Source organism: Streptomyces actuosus (assembly GCF_016921115.1).
Lineage (GTDB): Bacteria > Actinomycetota > Actinomycetes > Streptomycetales > Streptomycetaceae > Streptomyces > Streptomyces actuosus_A.
Window position 1 is genome coordinate 19,746 of record NZ_JAFFZS010000045.1, and the last position, 17,296, is coordinate 37,041.

Below are 17,296 nucleotides of genomic sequence, written 5' to 3' on the forward strand. Positions count from 1 at the left end.
CGTGAGGGCTGCAGAAGGGATGGTCCTCTAATGAGCAAGTCCGGCCGTGGCGCGGAACACCGTTCCCTCTCCGCCGAGCCGGAGCGGGTTGCCTGCGGGAGCGTACTCGGCGCGGCCGGGACCGAGTTCCACCGAGCGCCCTCCCGAGGCGACGGTCGCTTCACCGCGGACGCACAGCACGATCTGGGGTGCGTCGACCGTGAGTGCGCGCGGTGCGTCTCCTCGCACGAGGTCGAACCGCGAGAGTCTGAAGTCGTCGACGGGGGCCGGGTACACGTGCTCCCCGGTCGCCGCGTCCCGCCGTGGGGCGACCGCTCGGACCGGGAGCATGGTGAAACGGACGATCTCCAGCAGCTCGGTCGCATCCACGTGCGTCGAAGTCAGCCCGCAGCGCAACACGTTGTCGGAATTCGCCGTGATCTCCACGCCGAGGCCGGACAGGTAGGCGTGCCCGGTGCTCGCGCCGAGGAACAGTGCCTGCCCGGGTTCCAGTTCCACGTGATTCAGCATCAGGGCGGGCAGCAGGCCGGGATCGTGCGGGTGGGCGCGAGTGATGGCTGCGTATGCGGCGAGGTCCGCCCCGTACGGCCCGCCGCCCATGGACGCGCGCCGCACGGCCTCCGTGACGGCGGGGAGGAGTCTGGCGGGCGGCGCCAGGAACGCGGTGAGCACCTGTCGAAGGGCGGCCTCCCCCGGGCGGGTGTGAAGCACGGCGGCATACGGCCTCAGCTCGGGGACGTCGAGGAGTTCCAGGAGGTCGCCGCACCGTTCAGCCCGGAAGCCGCACAGGGCCCGGAACCGGGTCAGGGCGACGATCATCTCGGGCTTGTGCTGGTCGTCCCGGTAGGTCCGATGCGGAGAGCCGAGCGGGATCCCCAGGGTGTCTTCCCGCGCGAAGCCGACTGCGGCCTGGGCGAGGTCGGGGTGGACCTGGACGGACAGGGGGGTGTCGACGGCCAGCACCTTCAGCAGGAACGGCAGCCGCGGGCCGAACCGGCGCGCGAGGACGGGTCCCAGTTCAGCCGTCGGGCTGTCGGCGAGCAAGTTGTGCCATGCCAGTTGTCCTCGTCCCGGTCCACGTAGGACGGGGCGGCAGGGTGTGCGCCGAGCCGCAGCTCGGCCTGCGGTTTGCCGGTGGACGGTACGCCCATCAACTCCGCGAGGGCGGTGGTGGAACCCCAGCCGTAGGGCTGGATGGTGGTGAGCAGGTCCACGGGATCCTGGCTCCGGTCGGCTACGGGCGGGCGGCGGGCAGTTGGGGCGTCCGTGTCCCGGGGGCGGCAGCCCGGCGACGGCGGCCACTGCGATGAAGCCGGTGTCCGTCGTGCAGTCGGCGAGCACGTCGGGCAGGCGCGGGGGCGAAGCCGAGTACGGCGTGATCGGCGCGGTGGCAGCGGAGGGGCGCGGGAAGCAGCGCGTCGGCCCGGGCGCCACCGCCGCCACGACGACCCGGTCGAGTTCGACGCGGGCGGCCGTGGCGGCCGTCACGACCGCGTCCCCCACCTCACCGTGCTCCACGCCGCGTAGGGCCCGAGGATGCGCCGCGTATCCGGTCCACGGGTGAAAAGGCGTGCCGGGCCGGGATGTTGATCGGGCTGCCCGTCCCGGTCGCGGCGTCGGCCGGGTCCGTGCTGACGATGCCGAGGTGGGAGTCATCTGTTCTTGCCCGCCCACGGGGCTTCTGCGACGTCGCGCGCCCCGGGGCACTCCCCGGCGCGCGCGACGTTGCGAATCGGCGGTCACATGGGTTACTTGGTGAGCGGGGCCAGCTTGGGGTCGTTGGCGTATGCCTCGGCCGCGTTCTTCTTGGTCACGATGATCGGCGGGAGGAGGTAGGCCGGGACGACCTTGGAGCCGTTGTTGTACGACTTCGTGTCGTTGATCTGCGGCTTGTCGCCCTTCTGCAGAGACTTGATCATGTTGATGGTCTCGGCGACGAGCTTGCGCGTGTCCTTGTTGATGGTGGAGTACTGCTGCCCGGCCATGATCGACTTCACCGACTCGGCCTCGGAGTCCTGGCCGGTGACGATCGGGATCGGCTTGCCGGCCCCCTTCACCGAGGTGAGGATCGCGCGGGCGAGAGTGTCGTTCGGCGACAGGACGCCGTCGAGCTTCTTGGCGCCGGCGTAGGTCGAGGTCAACAGCGAGTCCATGCGCTGTTGGGCGTTCTCGGCCTTCCAACCCTGGATGGCGGTCTGCTTGATGTCCGTCTGGCTGGATCCGACAACGATGTCACCCTTGTCCATCAAGGGCTTGAGGACGCTCATCGCGCCGTCGAAAAAGACCTTCGAGTTGTTGTCGTCGGGCGAGCCGGAGAACAGCTCGATCGTCCACGGGCCCTTGGGCTTCTTGGCCTTCATGCCCTCCACGAGGGCCTGCCCCTGCAGCTGGCCGACCTTGAAATTGTCGAAGGCGATGTAGTAGTCGACGTCGCGCGTGTTGGTGATGAGGCGGTCGTAGGCGATGACGGTCACCCCGGCCTGCTTGGCCTGTGCCACCTGCGTGACGAGTTGCGAGGCGTCGGTGGCGCCGACGACGATCACCTTGGCGCCCTTGGTGATCATGGCGGATATCTGCGACTGCTGGTCCGCGACGGTGGTCGAGGCACCCGCGTACTGCACGTCGGCCTTGAATCCCGCCTCCTGCAGGCCGTTGGTGAACAGGTCACCTGCGAGGACCCAGTTCTCCGAGGTCTTCGACGGCAGCGCGACACCGACGAGGGAGTCCTTCGCGAAGCCCTTGGCCTGGGAGTCGCCGGTACCGGTGGAGCCCTCGCGTTCGTTGGAACAGGCCGTGCCCAGGGTGAGCAGTGCGACGGCGCCGACCGAGGCGATGCCTCTGGTGATGATTCTGCGCATGGTGAGTTGAACCCTTCGTGCGGTGTTGCTGTTACCGGGGGGTGCTATGCCGCGGGATCCGGCCCGCGAGTGAAGTGGCGGTCAGCCTGCGACCAGCGTCTTGTCGGGGTCGGAAGCCGGGCCGGCCGGGCCGGGGGGTTCCTCCCGACGGAAGGGACGCATGAGCGACCCAATGATCGAGAAGTGGCCCTGCCGCTTGTTGTAGACGTCGAAGGCGACGGCGAAGAGGAGGACCAGCCCCTTGATGATCTGGACCATGTCGGAGCCGACCCCCTCCAGTTGCAGGCCGTTGTTGAGCAGCGCCATGACCAGGCCCCCGACGATCGAGCCGCTGACGGTGCCGAGGCCGCCGGAGACCGCCGCGCCACCGATGAAGACCGCCGCGATGGCGTCGAGCTCCCAGCTCAGGCCGTCCTGCGGACCGGATGCCGCGGACCGCGCCACGAAGATCATGCCGGCCAGGGCAGCCAGTACGGACATGTTCATCATGACCACGAAGTTGACCCGCCTCAGCTTCACACCGGACAGTTCGGCCGCGCGGGCGTTGCCGCCGACGGCGTAGATGTGCCGGCCGCCGATGGTGTTGCGGGTGTAGTACGAGTACGCGAGCACCAGGAGGATCAGGATGATGCCGGAGATCGGCAGGCTGGTGCCGATGCGGCCACCCGCGAAGCGCAGCGTCGCGAAGACGATGGCGCCCAGCATCACGGCGAGGCGGATGCCCGTGATCCACACAGGTGCCACGTCGGCCTGCATCTCGCGGCGGGTCTGCCGTGCCTTCCACTCGCGCCACACCATGCCCGCACAGGCCACCAGTCCGAGCAGCAGGGTCGGGTTGTTGTATCCGGTGTCCGGCCCGACGTCGGGTAGGAAGCCTGCTCCGATCTCGCGGAAGTCCCTGGGAACCGGCACCGTGTCGGCGTTGCCGATGTACTGGTTGCCGCCGCGGAACAGCATCATCCCGGCCAGGGTGACGATGAACGCGGGCACGCCTACGTAGGCGACCCAGAAGCCTTGCCATGCGCCGATCGATGCGCCCACGATGAGGCCGAGGGCGATGCCGAGGGGCCACGGGAGCGAGTAGGTCTCCATCGCCTTGGCGACCACGATGCCGGTGAACGCCGCGACCGAGCCGACCGAGAGATCGATGTGCCCCGCCACGATCACCATGAGCATGCCGATGGCGAGTATCAGGATGTAGGAGTACTGGCTGACGACCGCGATGAGGTTGCCGGAGGTCAGCGTCAGTCCCCCGGTCCATATCTGGAACAGCAGGACGATCGCCACGAGAGTGAAGATCATGCCGGACTGGCGGGCATTGGAGGCCGTGCCTCCGAAGAGGTTCTTCTGCAGGTCTTTGATTCGGCTCATGAGGTCGGGCTCTTCTTCATCGCGGTCATCTGCTTCATCAGCACTTCGGGGTCGGCGTCGCGGCGTGTGACCTCGCCGGTGATGGTGCCTTCGAACGCCGTGTAGATGCGGTCGCACAGTCCGATGAGTTCGGGTAGTTCCGAGGAGATGACGATGACGCCCTTCCCCTGGCTCACGAGCCGCTGGATGATGCCGTAGATCTCGTACTTGGCGCCCACGTCGATGCCGCGGGTCGGCTCATCAAGGATCAGCAGGTCCGGGTCGGTGAACATCCACTTCGCCAGGACGACCTTCTGCTGGTTGCCGCCGGAGAGTTTGACGACGCCTTCGTCGACGCTGGGTGTCTTGATCCTCAGGCTCGTGCGGTATTCCTCGGCGATGCGGTACTCACGCACCGGATCGATGACACCGCGCCTGGTGATCTTCGACAGTTTGGCGGCCACCATCGAGGTCTTGATCGCGTCCAGCAGGTTCAGGCCGATGGACTTGCGGTCCTCGCTGACATAGGCGAGGCCGTGGCGGATGGCGTCCGCCACCGACTTCAGCTGGATCTCCTCGCCGTCCTTGAAGATCCGGCCGGACAGGTAGGTGCCGTAGGAGCGCCCGAACAGACTCATCGCGAGTTCGGTGCGTCCGGCGCCCATGAGGCCGGCGAAACCGACGATCTCGCCGCGCCGGACATGGAAGGTGGACCCCTTGCACACGAGCCGCTCGGCGGAACTCGGGTGCTGCACCGTCCAGTCACGGACCTCAAAGAAGACCTCGCCGATGTCGGGCGTGTGATCGGGGAACCGGCTGCTGAGCTCCCGGCCGACCATGCCACGCACGATGCGGTCCTCGTTGACACCGTCCGCCTTGACGTCGAGGGTCTCGATGGTGCGGCCGTCGCGCAGGATCGTGATGCTGTCGGCGATCGCCTCGATCTCGTTGAGCTTGTGCGAGATGATGATCGAGGTGATGCCTCGCTCGCGGAAGCCGCGCAGCAGGTCGAGCAGGTGCTGGGAGTCGTCCTCGTTGAGGGCGGCAGTGGGCTCGTCGAGGATGAGCAGCTTCACATCCTTCGCGAACGCCTTCGCGATCTCCACGAGTTGCTGTTTGCCGACGCCGATGTCCTTGATCAGCGTGTCGGGATCCTCCCGGAGCCCGACCTGGTCCATCAGCTCCGACGCCCGGCGCCGGGAGGCCTTCCAGTCGATCCCGCCCCGCCTGCGCGGCTCGTTGCCGAGGAAGATGTTCTCGGCGATCGACATGCCCGGCACCAGCGCAAGCTCCTGGTGGATGATGACGATCCCGGCTTGTTCACTGGCCCGGATGCCATGGAACCGCATCTGCTCGCCGCGGTAGACGATCCCGCCCGTGTAGCTGCCGTGCGGGTGAACGCCGCTCAGCACCTTCATGAGAGTGGACTTGCCGGCACCGTTCTCCCCGCAGATCGCGTGGATCTCGCCCTCTCGGACGACCAGGTTGACATCGGCGAGCGCTTTGACGCCGGGGAAGGACTTGGTGATCGATCGCATCTCCAGCAGGGTCGAGGCCTCAGTCATGGGCAGGGCTCCGCTGTGCTCGGGCCACGTCGAGCGCTCACGGCCGAGCCTTCGGGGATACGGGGTTTCGTGGACATCAACTTGCCTCCGATGACACTGCTCGGTGCCTCGTTTCCGTGGTGCTACGACTGCGTGCGGGACATTAAATCAATTTGTTTTACTAAGTCAATGGCCAGGCGATATATTTGTCACGCAGCCAACCAGAGAGGACCGGCGCGTGCGGCAGGCAGGAACGAACCTCCCCAAAGTGGGGCGGTACAACCGGGCGGTGGTCCTGGACCAGATCCAGCTTGCCGATGGCATCAGCCGGGTGGAGATCGCCCAGCGGGCCGGTCTCACCCCCCAGACGGTCTCCGGCATCGTGCGCCGGCTGCTGGACGAGGGCATCGTCCGGGAGGACGGAGCCAGCCGGGTCGCCAGCGGCGGGAAGCCCCGCACCACGCTGCGGGTCAACGCGGAGGCGGGCAGTGCGGTCGGACTGCACTTCGACCCGATCGAGCTGACCTGCTCCGTGGTCGACCTGCGCGGACGCCCTCTGGTCGTCAGGAAGCGCCCCACCCCGCCCGGCACCGACCCGTCCCATGTGGTGACGGCCATGGCCGAGCTGGTTGCCGAAGTGCTGGCCGAAGCGGACGTCCCGCGTGACAAGGTGCTCGGCCTGGGCCTCGCCACCCCAGGACCGATCGACCTGGAGCTCGGCATGATCGTCGCACCGCCCCAACTGGCGCACTGGACCCGGGTGCCTCTGCAAAGGATGCTGAGCGATGCCACCGGACTGCCGGTGACCATGGACAACGACGCCACCGCCGCTGCGGTCGGCGAACGCTGGTCCGGCGCGGGCAAGGGCGCGGCGAACTTTGCGTACTTCTTCTTCGGCACCGGCATCGGCGGTGGCCTGATCCTCGACCACCAGGTGTACAGGGGCGGTTCGCTGAACGCGGGAGAGTTCGGCCACTCGACCGTGCTGCCCGACGGGCCGGAGTGCTACTGCGGCAACCGGGGCTGCCTGGAGCGGCTGGTCAATCCCTCGGCGATCGTGGCCGAGGTGCATCGCCGACTCGCCGGCCGGCCCCCGGGCGACAGTGAGCTCTTGCAGGCGTTCGACCGGGACCCGGCTTCGGTCGACCATGCCGCGATCCGGCTCGCCGCCGCGGCCGGCGACCCCGTCGCCGCCGCTGTCATCGACGAAGCCGCGGAACACGTCGCCTCGGTCGCGGTCAGCGTCGTCAACTTCATCGACGTGGATCTCATCGTTCTCGGCGGTCACGGCATCCAGCACGTGGAGTCGCGGTACGTCGACATCGTCGCCTCTGCGCTGGCAACCAGACCGCTGTCCCGCAGCATCCGGGTCGCCGAGGTGAAGGCCTCCCCCCTCGGCACAGACGCCGCGGTGGTGGGTGGTGCCGCCCTCGTGCTGCACTCGACGTACTCGCCGCAGCTGTCCGCTCTTCTCGCTGACTGACACAGCCCGGATGCCGAACCCGAACCACCCCTGTGCGTCAGCGAGTTCGCACCCCGAAGGACCGGAGCCCGCGCCGATGAAGGGGAAACCCGGGTTCACCGGCTGATCGGCGCGGGGTGGCCACAGGTCGAACTCCACGTGCTCAACGTCCGCGAGGCGGGGCCTCTCCAAGCAGCCGGCGCGGCGGCCGGCGTCCTGCAAGGACACCGCTGAGCATCCCGGTCCGGGGGCTGGCCGCCCTCCAGGTCGAACACTCGATCATCACCGCTTCTGACACATGCTCAACGACAACATGCCCTACCACGAGCGCGGAGGCAGGTACTTCGCCCGGCGGGATCCCGAGCGGGCCGCACGCCGGGCGGTGTCCCGACCGAACGAACCCGGCTACGGCGTCCCCCTCGACCCGCTGCATGCCGTTGGACGAACGGATGCGGCAAAGCCCGGCGGAGATGGCATCGGCCGGCCGACGCCCCTGCCCAGCGGCTCCTACCTGCAAATTGTTCACGCGTCAGAGTCAAGCTGAGTGGGCGGCAGTCCGGCACCGTCGGGTTCGGCCCAGTCCTCCCTCGGGTTCACCCACGTTGATCGTCGCGACCACCTCACCGGCCGCCCAGTCGTTCGGCGATCGCGCCGCTGAGGCGGACCCGACGTGGGCCCGCAGCAGCGCGATGAATCCGCCGAGTTCATCGGTGTAGCGGGCCGGGCCGCCGAGCATCTCGACGAAGAGCACTGGCTGCAGCGGTTCACCCCGCGACGACGGGGCAGCAAGTGGTCCAAGGTGAACCGGGAGAAGGCCACCGATCTGATCGAGCGGGGCCGGATGCGGCCCGCCGGTCTGCGCGAGGTGGAGAAAGCCAAGGCTGACGGCCGTTGGGAGGCGGCTCACACGGCGCAGAGCAAGGCGACGGTACCCGACGACCTCCAGGCCGCCCTGGACGCGGCACCGGCAGCCCGCGACTTCTTCGCCGCTCTGGACGGCCGCAACCGGTACGCGATCCTGCACCGACTGGAGGACGCCAAGAAGGCGGAGACCCGGGCGGCGCGCATCGAGAAGTTCGTCGCCATGCTCGCCGAGGGGAAGAAGCTCCATCCCTGAGGCGCCCGGGTCGGCCCCTCCGACTCCGAACGCACCACGGTCGAGCGTTCCGCTGCACCGGTACTCCGCCACGAGGTCCCTGACCGCGGCTTCATGAAGCCATCACCGACACCATCGACCCGCCCCCTCTCGGCGCAGGCAACCGACCACCACTCGCCGCACAGACAACGCCCCCCGCGAGAAGACTGCCGCGCGGGGGCTCCGTCCCGTGCGTGCCGCGCTCCGTCCGGGCCGCCGACGACGCAGGGCGCTTCTCCTCATATCTGCGCAGAGGCCTGGGCACTTGACGCCACGTATGGCTGACCTCCACTATTCCATCCCGAAGAGCTCAGAAGAGACCGCAGTCATTGCTCGGGACAGAGAGGTCAGCATCGGCCCGGTCATCTCCTCCTCAGGACAACCGCCTCAGTGAGCAACCCATCGGGCCCGGCTGACGTGCCCTCCCCCTCCCACAGGCAAGACAGGCAAGGCAAGCACCAACGCTTGTGTACATGCACGAGGAGCACGTAACCCCGATGGCCGCCGACGACTCCCTACTCCTGCGTGCCTTCCGCAGTCTGCATCCGGCCGCGCAGGCGGCCCTGTGCCCCGAACTGGCCGAGACGTCGGAAGACGCCGCATCGGCTTCCGGGGCCGAGACGAGGAGCATCAGCGCCGCCTCCGCTCGACGACAGTTGAGCGAGGCGTATGTGAGGTCCTACGCAGCCGAGGCCCCCAGCCGAACCTGCCGTCACCTCACCGCCGTGATGGACGACGCGGTGCGAGGCGGCGTCTCCCACCGCTCCCAGGACCTGGATCTCCACGCCGACGCGTGCCGGAGCTGTTCTCGCGTCCGCGCCGAACTCACCACCGTGCAGAGCGCCGCTGCGGGCGTCCTCAACAGAATTCTGGTCGACTCCGCAAGCGCTGCCGCGGTCGCCGTGCAGGCGGCGGACGGCGACGAGGACCGCCCGGCCCCCGGGGAGCCGGCGCCGGGCACCACCGCGTCCGCGGAGCGGACCCGCGCACCGGGCCGTACCCGTCGACTGCGGGCGCTGGTGGCGGCCTCGCCGTTGCGTGCCGCCGCCGTGGCAGGAGTGACCGTGACGGCGCTCACGGCGGCTGTCGTCGTCCTGCCGCGCCACCCCGAGGGCGCCAGGAGGCCCCTGGCCCTCGCGACCGTCACGCCTCCGGGGTCGGCTCTCCCAGCCGCCGAGCCGTCAGCCATCGTGTCGGCCGCTCCTTCCCGGTCGGCAGCCGCCACCTCCGGGCCGGCGACATCCCTTCCCACTTCGGCCGCTCCTGCCGACACCTCGGGGCCGGCCACCGCTGCCAAGGCCAAGGCGCCCGCCGCTCCCGCCGGGAGCACACCGACCCGACCACCGGCCGGCTTCCAACTCGTCAACAGGAGCACCGGCCTCTGCGTGGGCGTGCAGAGCGAAGCCGCCGGAGCGACGTTGCGCCTGGAGGACTGCGGCGCGGGCGCCCGGCAGCGATGGGAGACCGTGGAGGCCGGCTACGGCGCGTACCGGATCCGCAACGTGGGTACGAACAAATGCCTCGACGGCACCAGCGGCGGCGGAAACGTCGTCAGGGTCGTCCAGAACGACTGCCGCGACCGCCAGTCCACCCAGCTGTGGATGATCGAGCCCCAGGCGGATGCGGGAGCCTTCCGCCTGTACTTCGTGCCCCCGGTCCCCGCAAGCGACTATTCCTCGCACCTTCTCGGACCGGAGGACTGGTGGAGCGAGAACCCGCCCCGGAGGGGGTCGTATCTCGCCCAACTGCCCAACTACTACAACTCCGAGAGTTTCTTCTTCGTGATGAACCGGAGCTCGTGACGTTTGATCACTCCACTCCCCCGAAGACACGAGGCGGTGCCGAGTGCGTTCAGCGCACGCACTCGGCACCCAGGCAGCACGCGCGCTGTCCCTCCGGCCGCGGCCGGAGGGACGCGCCTGTCACCGGACGACGCGGATAGCGCACCAGCCGGACGGGGCGGAGGAGCACCCCGGCCCCGTCACCGGGCCGCTCACGAGCGATGCCGGTGGAACTCCGCTGTCACCGGAGCGAGGGGGTGTTGCCGAGGATGAGGTCGCACGATCACCGACCTGAGGATCGCAGTGACGGTCAGGGTGCCGTTGAAGACGTAGCCGCGCTTGTCGTAGCAGGTGGCCACCGCGCGGAACTGCTTCCACTTGTTCACACACCGCTCGACCGCGTTGCGACGACGGTACTGCGCCTTGTCGAATGCGAGGGGCCGGCCACCGGCTGAAGTTTCCCCGTGATCCTGGACACTCTTCTTCTACGCTGCGAGTGCTTGGTCGTTCTGGAGCCGCTGGCGTGTCTCGTGGGGTGGATGTGAACTTCGTCGTTCCGTCGGTCAGTCGGCGGTTGCGGGCGTCGAACGTCGCCGTCGTCGAGCCCGCCTTGGTGCGGTTGCCCGCCGCGTCCCACTCGTACACCGTGGTGGTGCCGTTCTTCGTCCAGGACGTCAGGCGGGTCGCCTCGTCGTAGCCGCAGGTGTTGTCACCGGCTCCCGCCGTACCCCCGTCTTCTTCGACGTCAGGTTGTCGTCCAGGTCGTAGCCGTACGTGGTCGATGCAACGGTCGTCGTACCGTCCGGGCTGGTGACCTTGTCGCCGGTCAGGCGGCCCAGGCTGTCGTAGGAATAGGTGCGCTTACCCTTGACGCCGTCGGGTTCGGTGACGTACTGCTCCAGGCGCGGACGGCCCGCCGCGTCGAAGTCGTGCCAGATGCCGTAGCCGGTCAGATCGTCCCACGTCCAGTCGAGGCGCCCGGCACTGTCATAGCCGCAACTCTTCGATCTCTCGGAAAGAGAGCGGGAAGCGGTGATACAGCCACACTGCATGGGAGATGACCTCCGCCGGGAATCGCAACCCCCTGTACGACACCACCGCCCCGGTCTCCACGGCCAGCCCCCCAGGTGATCAACAAACCCGGCGGTTCATCCCGCCCGCGAGCGGCTGGGCGGGCGGGCCGGGTGTGCCGTCCCACCGGCGTTCGGCGGTCGGTTGCCGGGGCGTTACCAGCCGGGCGGGGTCGTCATGCTCATCCGGGCACCCCAGGGGCGGCCTCCGCGCCTCCTACAGAGGGGTGACGTACGCACCCGAGATGCCGCCGTCGACCAGGAAGTCCGTGGCGTTGACGAACGACGAGTCGTCGCTGGCGAGGAACGCCACGGCTGCGGCGATCTCCTCCGCGTCCGCGAACCGGCCGAGCGGGATGTGCACCAGGCGCCGTGCGGCCCGCTCGGGGTCCTTGGCGAACAGTTCCTGGAGCAGCGGGGTGTTGACCGGACCGGGGCACAGCGCGTTGACCCGGATGCCCTCGCGGGCGAACTGCACACCGAGTTCGCGGGACATCGCGAGGACACCGCCCTTGGACGCGGTGTACGAGATCTGGGAGGTGGCGGCGCCCATCCGTGCGACGAACGACGCGGTGTTGATGATGGACCCCCTGCCCTGCCGCTGCATGTAGGGGATGGCGGTCTTGCAGCACAGGTACACGGAGGTCAGGTTGACCTCTTGGACCCGCTTCCACGCCTCCAGGCCGGTATCCAGGATCGAGTCGTCGTCGGAGGGCGAGATGCCCGCGTTGTTGAAGGCGATGTCGACGCTGCCGTAGGTGTCGAAGGCGGTCTTGAACAGGGCGTCGACCTGGTCGGCGTCGGTCACGTCGGCCTTCACGAAGGTACCGCCGACCTGCTCGGCCGCGGACTTGCCGGCGGTTTCGTCGATGTCGCCGCAGACGATGTTCGCCCCCTCGGAGGCGAGGCGGCGCGCGGTGGCGAGTCCGATGCCGCTGCCGGCGCCGGTGACGACGGCGGTACGGCCGACGAGGCGACGGCACACAGGGGTTTCGGTGGTCATGGCGTTCAGGCCTCCGTGGCGATGAAGACGTTCTTGGTCTCGGTGAATGCGGTGAGGGCGTCGGGGCCGAGTTCGCGGCCGAGGCCTGACTGCCTGTAGCCGCCGAACGGGGTCCAGTAGCGGACGCTGGAGTGGGAGTTGACCGACAGGTTCCCGGCGGCGACGGCTCCGGAGACGCGTAGCGCTCGGCCGACGTCCCGGGTCCAGATGGATCCGGAGAGGCCGTAGTCGGTGGCGTTGGCGAGCCGGACGGCATCGTCCTCGTCGTCGAACGGCAGGACGACGGCGACCGGCCCGAAGACTTCCTCCACAGCGGCCGGCGCCTGCGGCTCGAGGCCGGTGAGGACGGTCGGCGGGAACCAGAAGCCGGGACCGGTGGGGGCGGTCCCGCGGATGCCGGGAAGGTCGCCGGGTACGTACGAACGCACCTTTTCCAGTTGGGTCTTGGAGATCAGCGGGCCCATCTGGGTGTTCTCGTCCGCCGGGTCGCCGACGACGACGGACTCGACGGCCGGGGCGAGCAGCTCGACGAACCGCTCGTATACCGGTGCCTGCACGAGGATGCGGGTACGGGCGCAGCAATCCTGGCCGCTGTTGTCGAGGAAGGACATGGGAGCGGCCGCCGCTGCGGTCTCGAGGTCGGCGTCGGCGAAGACGATGTTGGGGCTCTTGCCGCCGAGCTCGAGGGTCACTCGTTTCACGCGGTCCGCGCAGGTCGACATGATCTGCTTGCCGATCCGGGTGGAGCCGGTGAACACGATCTTCGCGACACCCGGGTGGCGCACGAGGGCGTCCCCCGCGACGTCGCCGCGGCCCGGCAGCACCTGGAAGAGGTCCTCGGGGAGACCGGCCTCCAGGGCGAGCTCGGCGAGCCGCAGCGCGGTCAGCGGTGTGGTCTCGGCCGGCTTGAGGATGACGGCGTTGCCGGCGGCGAGGGCGGGGGCGGTGCCCCATGCCGCGATCGGCATGGGGAAGTTCCACGGGGCGATCACCCCGACGACGCCGAGCGGTTCGAGGATGGTGAGGTCGATCCCGCCCGGTACGGGGATCTGGCGGCCGGTGAGCCGTTCGACTCCCCCGGCGGAGTAGTCGAGGAGATCACGGACGTTGCCTGCCTCCCAGCGGGCATTGCCGATGGTGTGCCCCGCCTCGCGCACCTCCAGCTGCGCGAGTTCCTCCACGTGGGCGTCGACGGCGGCGGCGAACCGGCGCAGGTGCCGGGCGCGGTCCGCCGGTGACGCCGCGGCCCAGGTGCGCTGGGCCCGGGCGGCCCTGGCCACGGCGGCGTCGACGTCCTGTGCGACGGCGCCGGGGACGGTGGCGATGACTTCCTCGGTGGCCGGGTTCAGCACATCGAGTTCGTACGGTTGTGACAAGGGGTGCCTCACATGCGTTCGAAGGAGCGACGCAGCTCCCAGTCGGTCACCGCGGCGTCGAAGGCTTCCTGTTCGACGCGCGCCATGTTGCGGTAGTGGGCGACGACTTCGTCCCCGAAGGCGGCCTTCGCAAGGGGGCTGTTCTCCCAGAGCTCCGCGGCCTCCCGGAGGGTGGTCGGGACGTGTGCGTAGTCACCGCTGTAGGCGTTGCCGGCGCAGACCTCCGGCAGCTCCAGCCGGTTCTCGATGCCGTACAGTCCGGCGGCGACCAGACCGGCGACGGCGAGGTGCGGATTGACGTCGCCGCCGGGGAGCCGGTTCTCGAAACGCGTCGAACGTCCGTGGCCGACGACGCGCAGCGCGCAGGTGCGATTGTCGTAGCCCCAGGCGGCGGCGGTGGGGGCGAAGGAACCCGGCTGGAAGCGCTTGTAGGAGTTGATGTTCGGCGCGTACAGCAGGGAGAAGTCGCGCAGCGCTGCGAGCTGGCCGGCCAGGAAGTGCCGCATGACCGGGGACATCCCGTGGTTGCCGTCGCCGGCCATCACGTTGTGGCCGTCAGCGTCGGTGAGCGAGAGGTGGATGTGGCAGGAATTGCCCTCGCGCTCGTTGTACTTCGCCATGAAGGTGAGCGAGACGCCTTCCTGCGCGGCGATCTCCTTGGCGCCGGTCTTGTAGACCGCGTGCTGGTCGCAGGTCACGAGGGCCTCGTCGTAGCGGAAGGCGATCTCGTGCTGCCCCGGGTTGCACTCGCCCTTGGCCGACTCGACGGTCAGTCCGGCACCGGCCATCTCGTTGCGGATGCGGCGCAGCAGCGGCTCGATGCGGCCGGTGCCGAGCACCGAGTAGTCGATATTGTACTGATTGGCGGGGGTCAGGCCCCGGTAGTCGCGGTCCCAGGCTTGCTCGTAGGTGTCCTTGAAGACGATGAACTCCAGCTCCGTGCCCACCTGGGCGGTGTAGCCGTGGGCGGCGAGGCGGTCGAGCTGGCGGCGCAGGATCTGCCGGGGGGCGGCGACGACGGGGCTGCCGTCGTTCCAGGCGAGGTCCGCGATCAACATCGCGGTGCCCTCGTTCCACGGGACACGACGCAGGGTGGCGAGGTCGGGGTGCATCGCGAAGTCGCCGTAGCCGCGGTCCCACGAGGACATCTCGTAGCCGTCGACGGTGTTCATCTCGGTGTCGACGGCGAGGAGGTAGTTGCAGCCCTCCGTGCCGTGTTCCAAGACCTCGTCGAGGAAGAACGGCGCGGCGAACCGTTTGCCCTGTAGCCGCCCCTGCATATCGGGGAAGGCCAGGACTACGGTATCGATCTCACCGCTCGCGACGAGAGCCCTCAGCTCCTCGACGGTCAGCGGGGGTGTGCGGTCTGCCACGGGATCTGCCTCCTAAGGTCAGCCGGAGAGCCATAAGGTATTGCCGAAGACCATTGCTTGGGAAGGGGAATCCACAACGTGACGGAGAAGAGCGAGTCCGCGGACCGGCTGACGTCCGTGCTGAGGCCGGTGCGCGGGGGCAACGGCTTCGAAGAGGCATTGGAGCAGATCCTCCAGGTCGTGCGGCTCGGGCTGGTGCCCGGCGGCGAACGGCTGCCGGCCGAACGCGAGCTTGCCGAGCGGATGGGGATCAGCCGGGTCACCCTGCGCGAGGTGCTGAAGGTCCTCCAGGAAGAGGGCCTGGTGGAGAGCCGTCGCGGGCGCTACGGCGGGACGTTCGTCATACACCGGCAGGGCACCGGGAGCGAGGACGAGCTGCGTCGCCGCATCGCAGCGATCGACGTCGAGGACACCCTGCGTTTCCGGGAGGTGTTGGAGGTCGGGGCCGCCGGGGTGTGCGCCACCCACGGGCTCGCCGCGGAGGGCGCTGCACGGTTGCGCACGGCGCTGACGGCGACCCGCGACGCCCCGCTGGACGACTACCGGCGGTGTGACACGCTGCTGCACCTCACGCTGGCCGAGCTGTCCGGGTCCCCGACCCTCACCACGCAGTACGCGGCCGTTCGGGCGACGGTGAACGACCTGCTGGACTGCATCCCGCTGCTCGTGCGGAACCTGGAGCACTCCCAGCAGCAGCACGTGGCGCTGGTGGACGCGGTCCTCGAGAGGGACGCGGACGCGGCGCGCGAGGTGATGCGCGAGCACTGCGCGGGCACGGCGGCGCTCCTGCGCGGCTTCCTCACGTGATCCGAACGTAACGCAAGGGTCTTGCATTTGCCCTCCCCCACCGCAAAGGTATGGCTCCATTCCATTGGGCCCGACGCGGGAGCTCTACCATGACGCTGGAAGACACCACCGGGAGCAACACCCCACCATCGGACAACTACCTCGAACGCCGGACCCTGCGGCGCGGCAGTGCGGGCTGGCTGCTGCTCACCGGGCTCGGCGTCGCCTACGTCGTCTCCGGAGACTTCTCCGGCTGGAACATCGGCCTGTCCAAGGGCGGCTTCGGCGGTCTCGCCGCGGCGACCGTGCTCATGGGGCTGATGTACGCCTGCCTCGTCTTCGCGCTCGCGGAACTCTCCGCCATCCTGCCGACGGCGGGCGGCGGCTACGGCTTCGCGCGCCGTGCCCTCGGCACCTGGGGCGGTTTCCTCACCGGCACCGCGATTCTCATCGAGTACATCCTCGCGCCCGCCGCGATCTCCATCTTCATCGGGGACTACGTCGAATCCCTGGGATTGTTCGGTCTGGAGTCCGGCTGGCCGGTCTACCTCGCCTGCTTCGCGATCTTCATCGGCATCCACCTGTGGGGCGTGGGCGAGGCACTGCGCTTCAGCCTGGTCGTGACGGCCATCGCCGTCGCCGCGCTGCTCATCTTCGCGTTCGGCGCGTTCACCGACTTCCACGTGAGCGGCCTCGACGACATCCCGGTCGACAAGCACGCACTGGGCTCCAACTCCTGGCTCCCGTTCGGACTGCTCGGCATCTGGGCGGCCTTCCCGTTCGGCATGTGGTTCTTCCTCGGCGTGGAGGGCGTGCCGCTCGCCGCCGAGGAGGCGAAGGACCCGGTCCGGTCCATGCCGAAGGCGCTCTCCATCTCCATGGGCATCCTGGTGCTGCTGGCGGCGCTGACGTTCTTCGCGTCCACCGGGGCACGCGGCTCCGCCGCCATCCAGGACGCCGGGAACCCGCTGGTCGTGGCCCTGCAAGGGGACGGCGAGGCGACCGCCCTGAGCCGCTTCGTCAACTACGCCGGACTCGCGGGCCTCGTCGCGTCGTTCTTCTCGCTCATCTACGCCGGATCGCGACAGCTGTTCGCCCTGTCCAGGGCCGGGTACCTGCCCCGCTTCCTCTCCCTGACCAGTCGGCGCAAGTCGCCGTACCTGGGGCTGCTGATCCCCGGGGCGATCGGCTTCGCGCTGGCCGCGGGCACCGGGGACGGCGCCCGGATGCTGAACATCGCGGTGTTCGGCGCCACTATCAGCTACGCCCTGATGGCGCTGTCCCACATCGTGCTGCGCCGCCGCGAGCCGGAGCTGCCGCGGCCGTACCGCACCCCGGGCGGCGTGCTCACCTCGTCCGTGGCCCTCGTCCTCGCCCTGTCGGCCCTGGTGGCGACGTTCCTGGTGGACAAGGACGCGGCCCTCATCGCCCTCGTCGTGTACGGCGTCGCCCTCGCCTACTTCGCGTTCTACAGTCGGCACCACCTCGTGGCCAGTGCGCCGGAGGAGGAGTTCGCGGCACTCGCCGAGGCCGAGGCCGAGCTCGAACGCGACTGACT

The 17,296-nt window shown here is 69.0% G+C and carries 12 protein-coding genes and 4 pseudogenes; 6 read left to right on the forward strand and 10 right to left on the reverse strand.

Annotated features, from left to right (window positions below; all coding sequences use genetic code 11):
• Positions 1–27 precede the first annotated feature (27 nt).
• From manA to mmsA, 4 genes and pseudogenes are all read right to left on the reverse strand, one after another.
• Positions 28–1,214: pseudogene (manA, locus tag JS756_RS32380) on the reverse strand (mannose-6-phosphate isomerase, class I).
• A 534-nt stretch (positions 1,215–1,748) separates the two neighbouring features.
• The gene (locus JS756_RS32385) at positions 1,749–2,858 is read right to left on the reverse strand and encodes a substrate-binding domain-containing protein (protein WP_205386835.1); all 1,110 of its coding nucleotides are present in this window, start codon (positions 2,856–2,858) and stop codon (positions 1,749–1,751) included.
• A gap of 81 nt (positions 2,859–2,939) precedes the next feature.
• Positions 2,940–4,229, reverse strand: coding sequence for a multiple monosaccharide ABC transporter permease (gene mmsB, locus JS756_RS32390; RefSeq protein ID WP_205386836.1), 1,290 nt, complete (start codon positions 4,227–4,229; stop codon positions 2,940–2,942).
• Positions 4,226–5,773, reverse strand: a complete 1,548-nt coding sequence (mmsA, locus tag JS756_RS32395; RefSeq protein ID WP_205386837.1) for a multiple monosaccharide ABC transporter ATP-binding protein — start codon at positions 5,771–5,773, stop codon at positions 4,226–4,228. Before mmsA ends, mmsB begins: the two co-directional genes overlap by 4 nt.
• 217 nt (positions 5,774–5,990) lie before the next feature.
• Here mmsA and JS756_RS32400 point away from each other — a divergent pair, with 217 nt between their 5' ends.
• From JS756_RS32400 to JS756_RS32410, 3 genes and pseudogenes are all read left to right on the forward strand, one after another.
• Entirely contained in the window at positions 5,991–7,235 is a 1,245-nt protein-coding gene (locus JS756_RS32400) for an ROK family transcriptional regulator (protein WP_205386838.1), read from the forward strand.
• Positions 7,236–7,926: 691 nt separating this feature from the next.
• Positions 7,927–8,331: pseudogene (locus tag JS756_RS32405) on the forward strand (YdeI/OmpD-associated family protein); the annotation flags it as partial.
• A 491-nt stretch (positions 8,332–8,822) separates the two neighbouring features.
• Positions 8,823–10,151, forward strand: coding sequence for an RICIN domain-containing protein (locus JS756_RS32410; protein WP_205386840.1), 1,329 nt, complete (start codon positions 8,823–8,825; stop codon positions 10,149–10,151).
• A gap of 275 nt (positions 10,152–10,426) precedes the next feature.
• Here the strand turns inward: JS756_RS32410 and JS756_RS38600 are convergent.
• Positions 10,427–10,585 (reverse strand): annotated as a pseudogene (locus JS756_RS38600) (IS5/IS1182 family transposase); the annotation flags it as partial.
• A 68-nt stretch (positions 10,586–10,653) separates the two neighbouring features.
• On the opposite strand from JS756_RS38600, the gene JS756_RS38605 reads away from it, so the two are divergent.
• Positions 10,654–10,827: a hypothetical protein gene (locus JS756_RS38605; RefSeq protein ID WP_240204691.1), complete on the forward strand. Its 174-nt coding sequence runs from the start codon at positions 10,654–10,656 to the stop codon at positions 10,825–10,827.
• On the opposite strand, the gene JS756_RS32420 is transcribed toward JS756_RS38605, so the two are convergent.
• The 5 genes and pseudogenes from JS756_RS32420 to JS756_RS32440 form a co-directional block, all read right to left on the reverse strand.
• Positions 10,805–11,182, reverse strand: a complete 378-nt coding sequence (locus JS756_RS32420) for a hypothetical protein (protein WP_240204692.1) — start codon at positions 11,180–11,182, stop codon at positions 10,805–10,807. The genes JS756_RS38605 and JS756_RS32420 overlap by 23 nt on opposite strands.
• Positions 11,127–11,243 (reverse strand): annotated as a pseudogene (locus JS756_RS37960) (IS6 family transposase); the annotation flags it as partial. The pseudogene JS756_RS37960 and the gene JS756_RS32420, both read right to left, overlap by 56 nt.
• Before the next feature lie 174 nt (positions 11,244–11,417).
• On the reverse strand, positions 11,418–12,203 hold the full coding sequence (locus JS756_RS32430; protein ID WP_205386841.1) for a 3-oxoacyl-ACP reductase: 786 nt from the start codon (positions 12,201–12,203) through the stop codon (positions 11,418–11,420).
• Between the two features lie 5 nt (positions 12,204–12,208).
• A complete protein-coding gene (locus JS756_RS32435; protein ID WP_205386842.1) occupies positions 12,209–13,579 on the reverse strand; it encodes an aldehyde dehydrogenase family protein in 1,371 nt (456 codons plus the stop codon).
• Between the two features lie 8 nt (positions 13,580–13,587).
• On the reverse strand, positions 13,588–14,952 hold the full coding sequence (locus JS756_RS32440) for a glutamine synthetase family protein (RefSeq protein WP_205386843.1): 1,365 nt from the start codon (positions 14,950–14,952) through the stop codon (positions 13,588–13,590).
• 78 nt (positions 14,953–15,030) lie between these two features.
• Here JS756_RS32440 and JS756_RS32445 point away from each other — a divergent pair, with 78 nt between their 5' ends.
• Together JS756_RS32445 and eat are read left to right on the forward strand one after the other, a co-directional pair.
• A complete protein-coding gene (locus tag JS756_RS32445) occupies positions 15,031–15,759 on the forward strand; it encodes a FadR/GntR family transcriptional regulator (RefSeq protein ID WP_205386844.1) in 729 nt (242 codons plus the stop codon).
• A gap of 89 nt (positions 15,760–15,848) precedes the next feature.
• On the forward strand, positions 15,849–17,294 hold the full coding sequence (gene eat / locus JS756_RS32450) for an ethanolamine permease (RefSeq protein ID WP_205386845.1): 1,446 nt from the start codon (positions 15,849–15,851) through the stop codon (positions 17,292–17,294).
• The last annotated feature ends 2 nt before the right edge of the window (positions 17,295–17,296 follow it).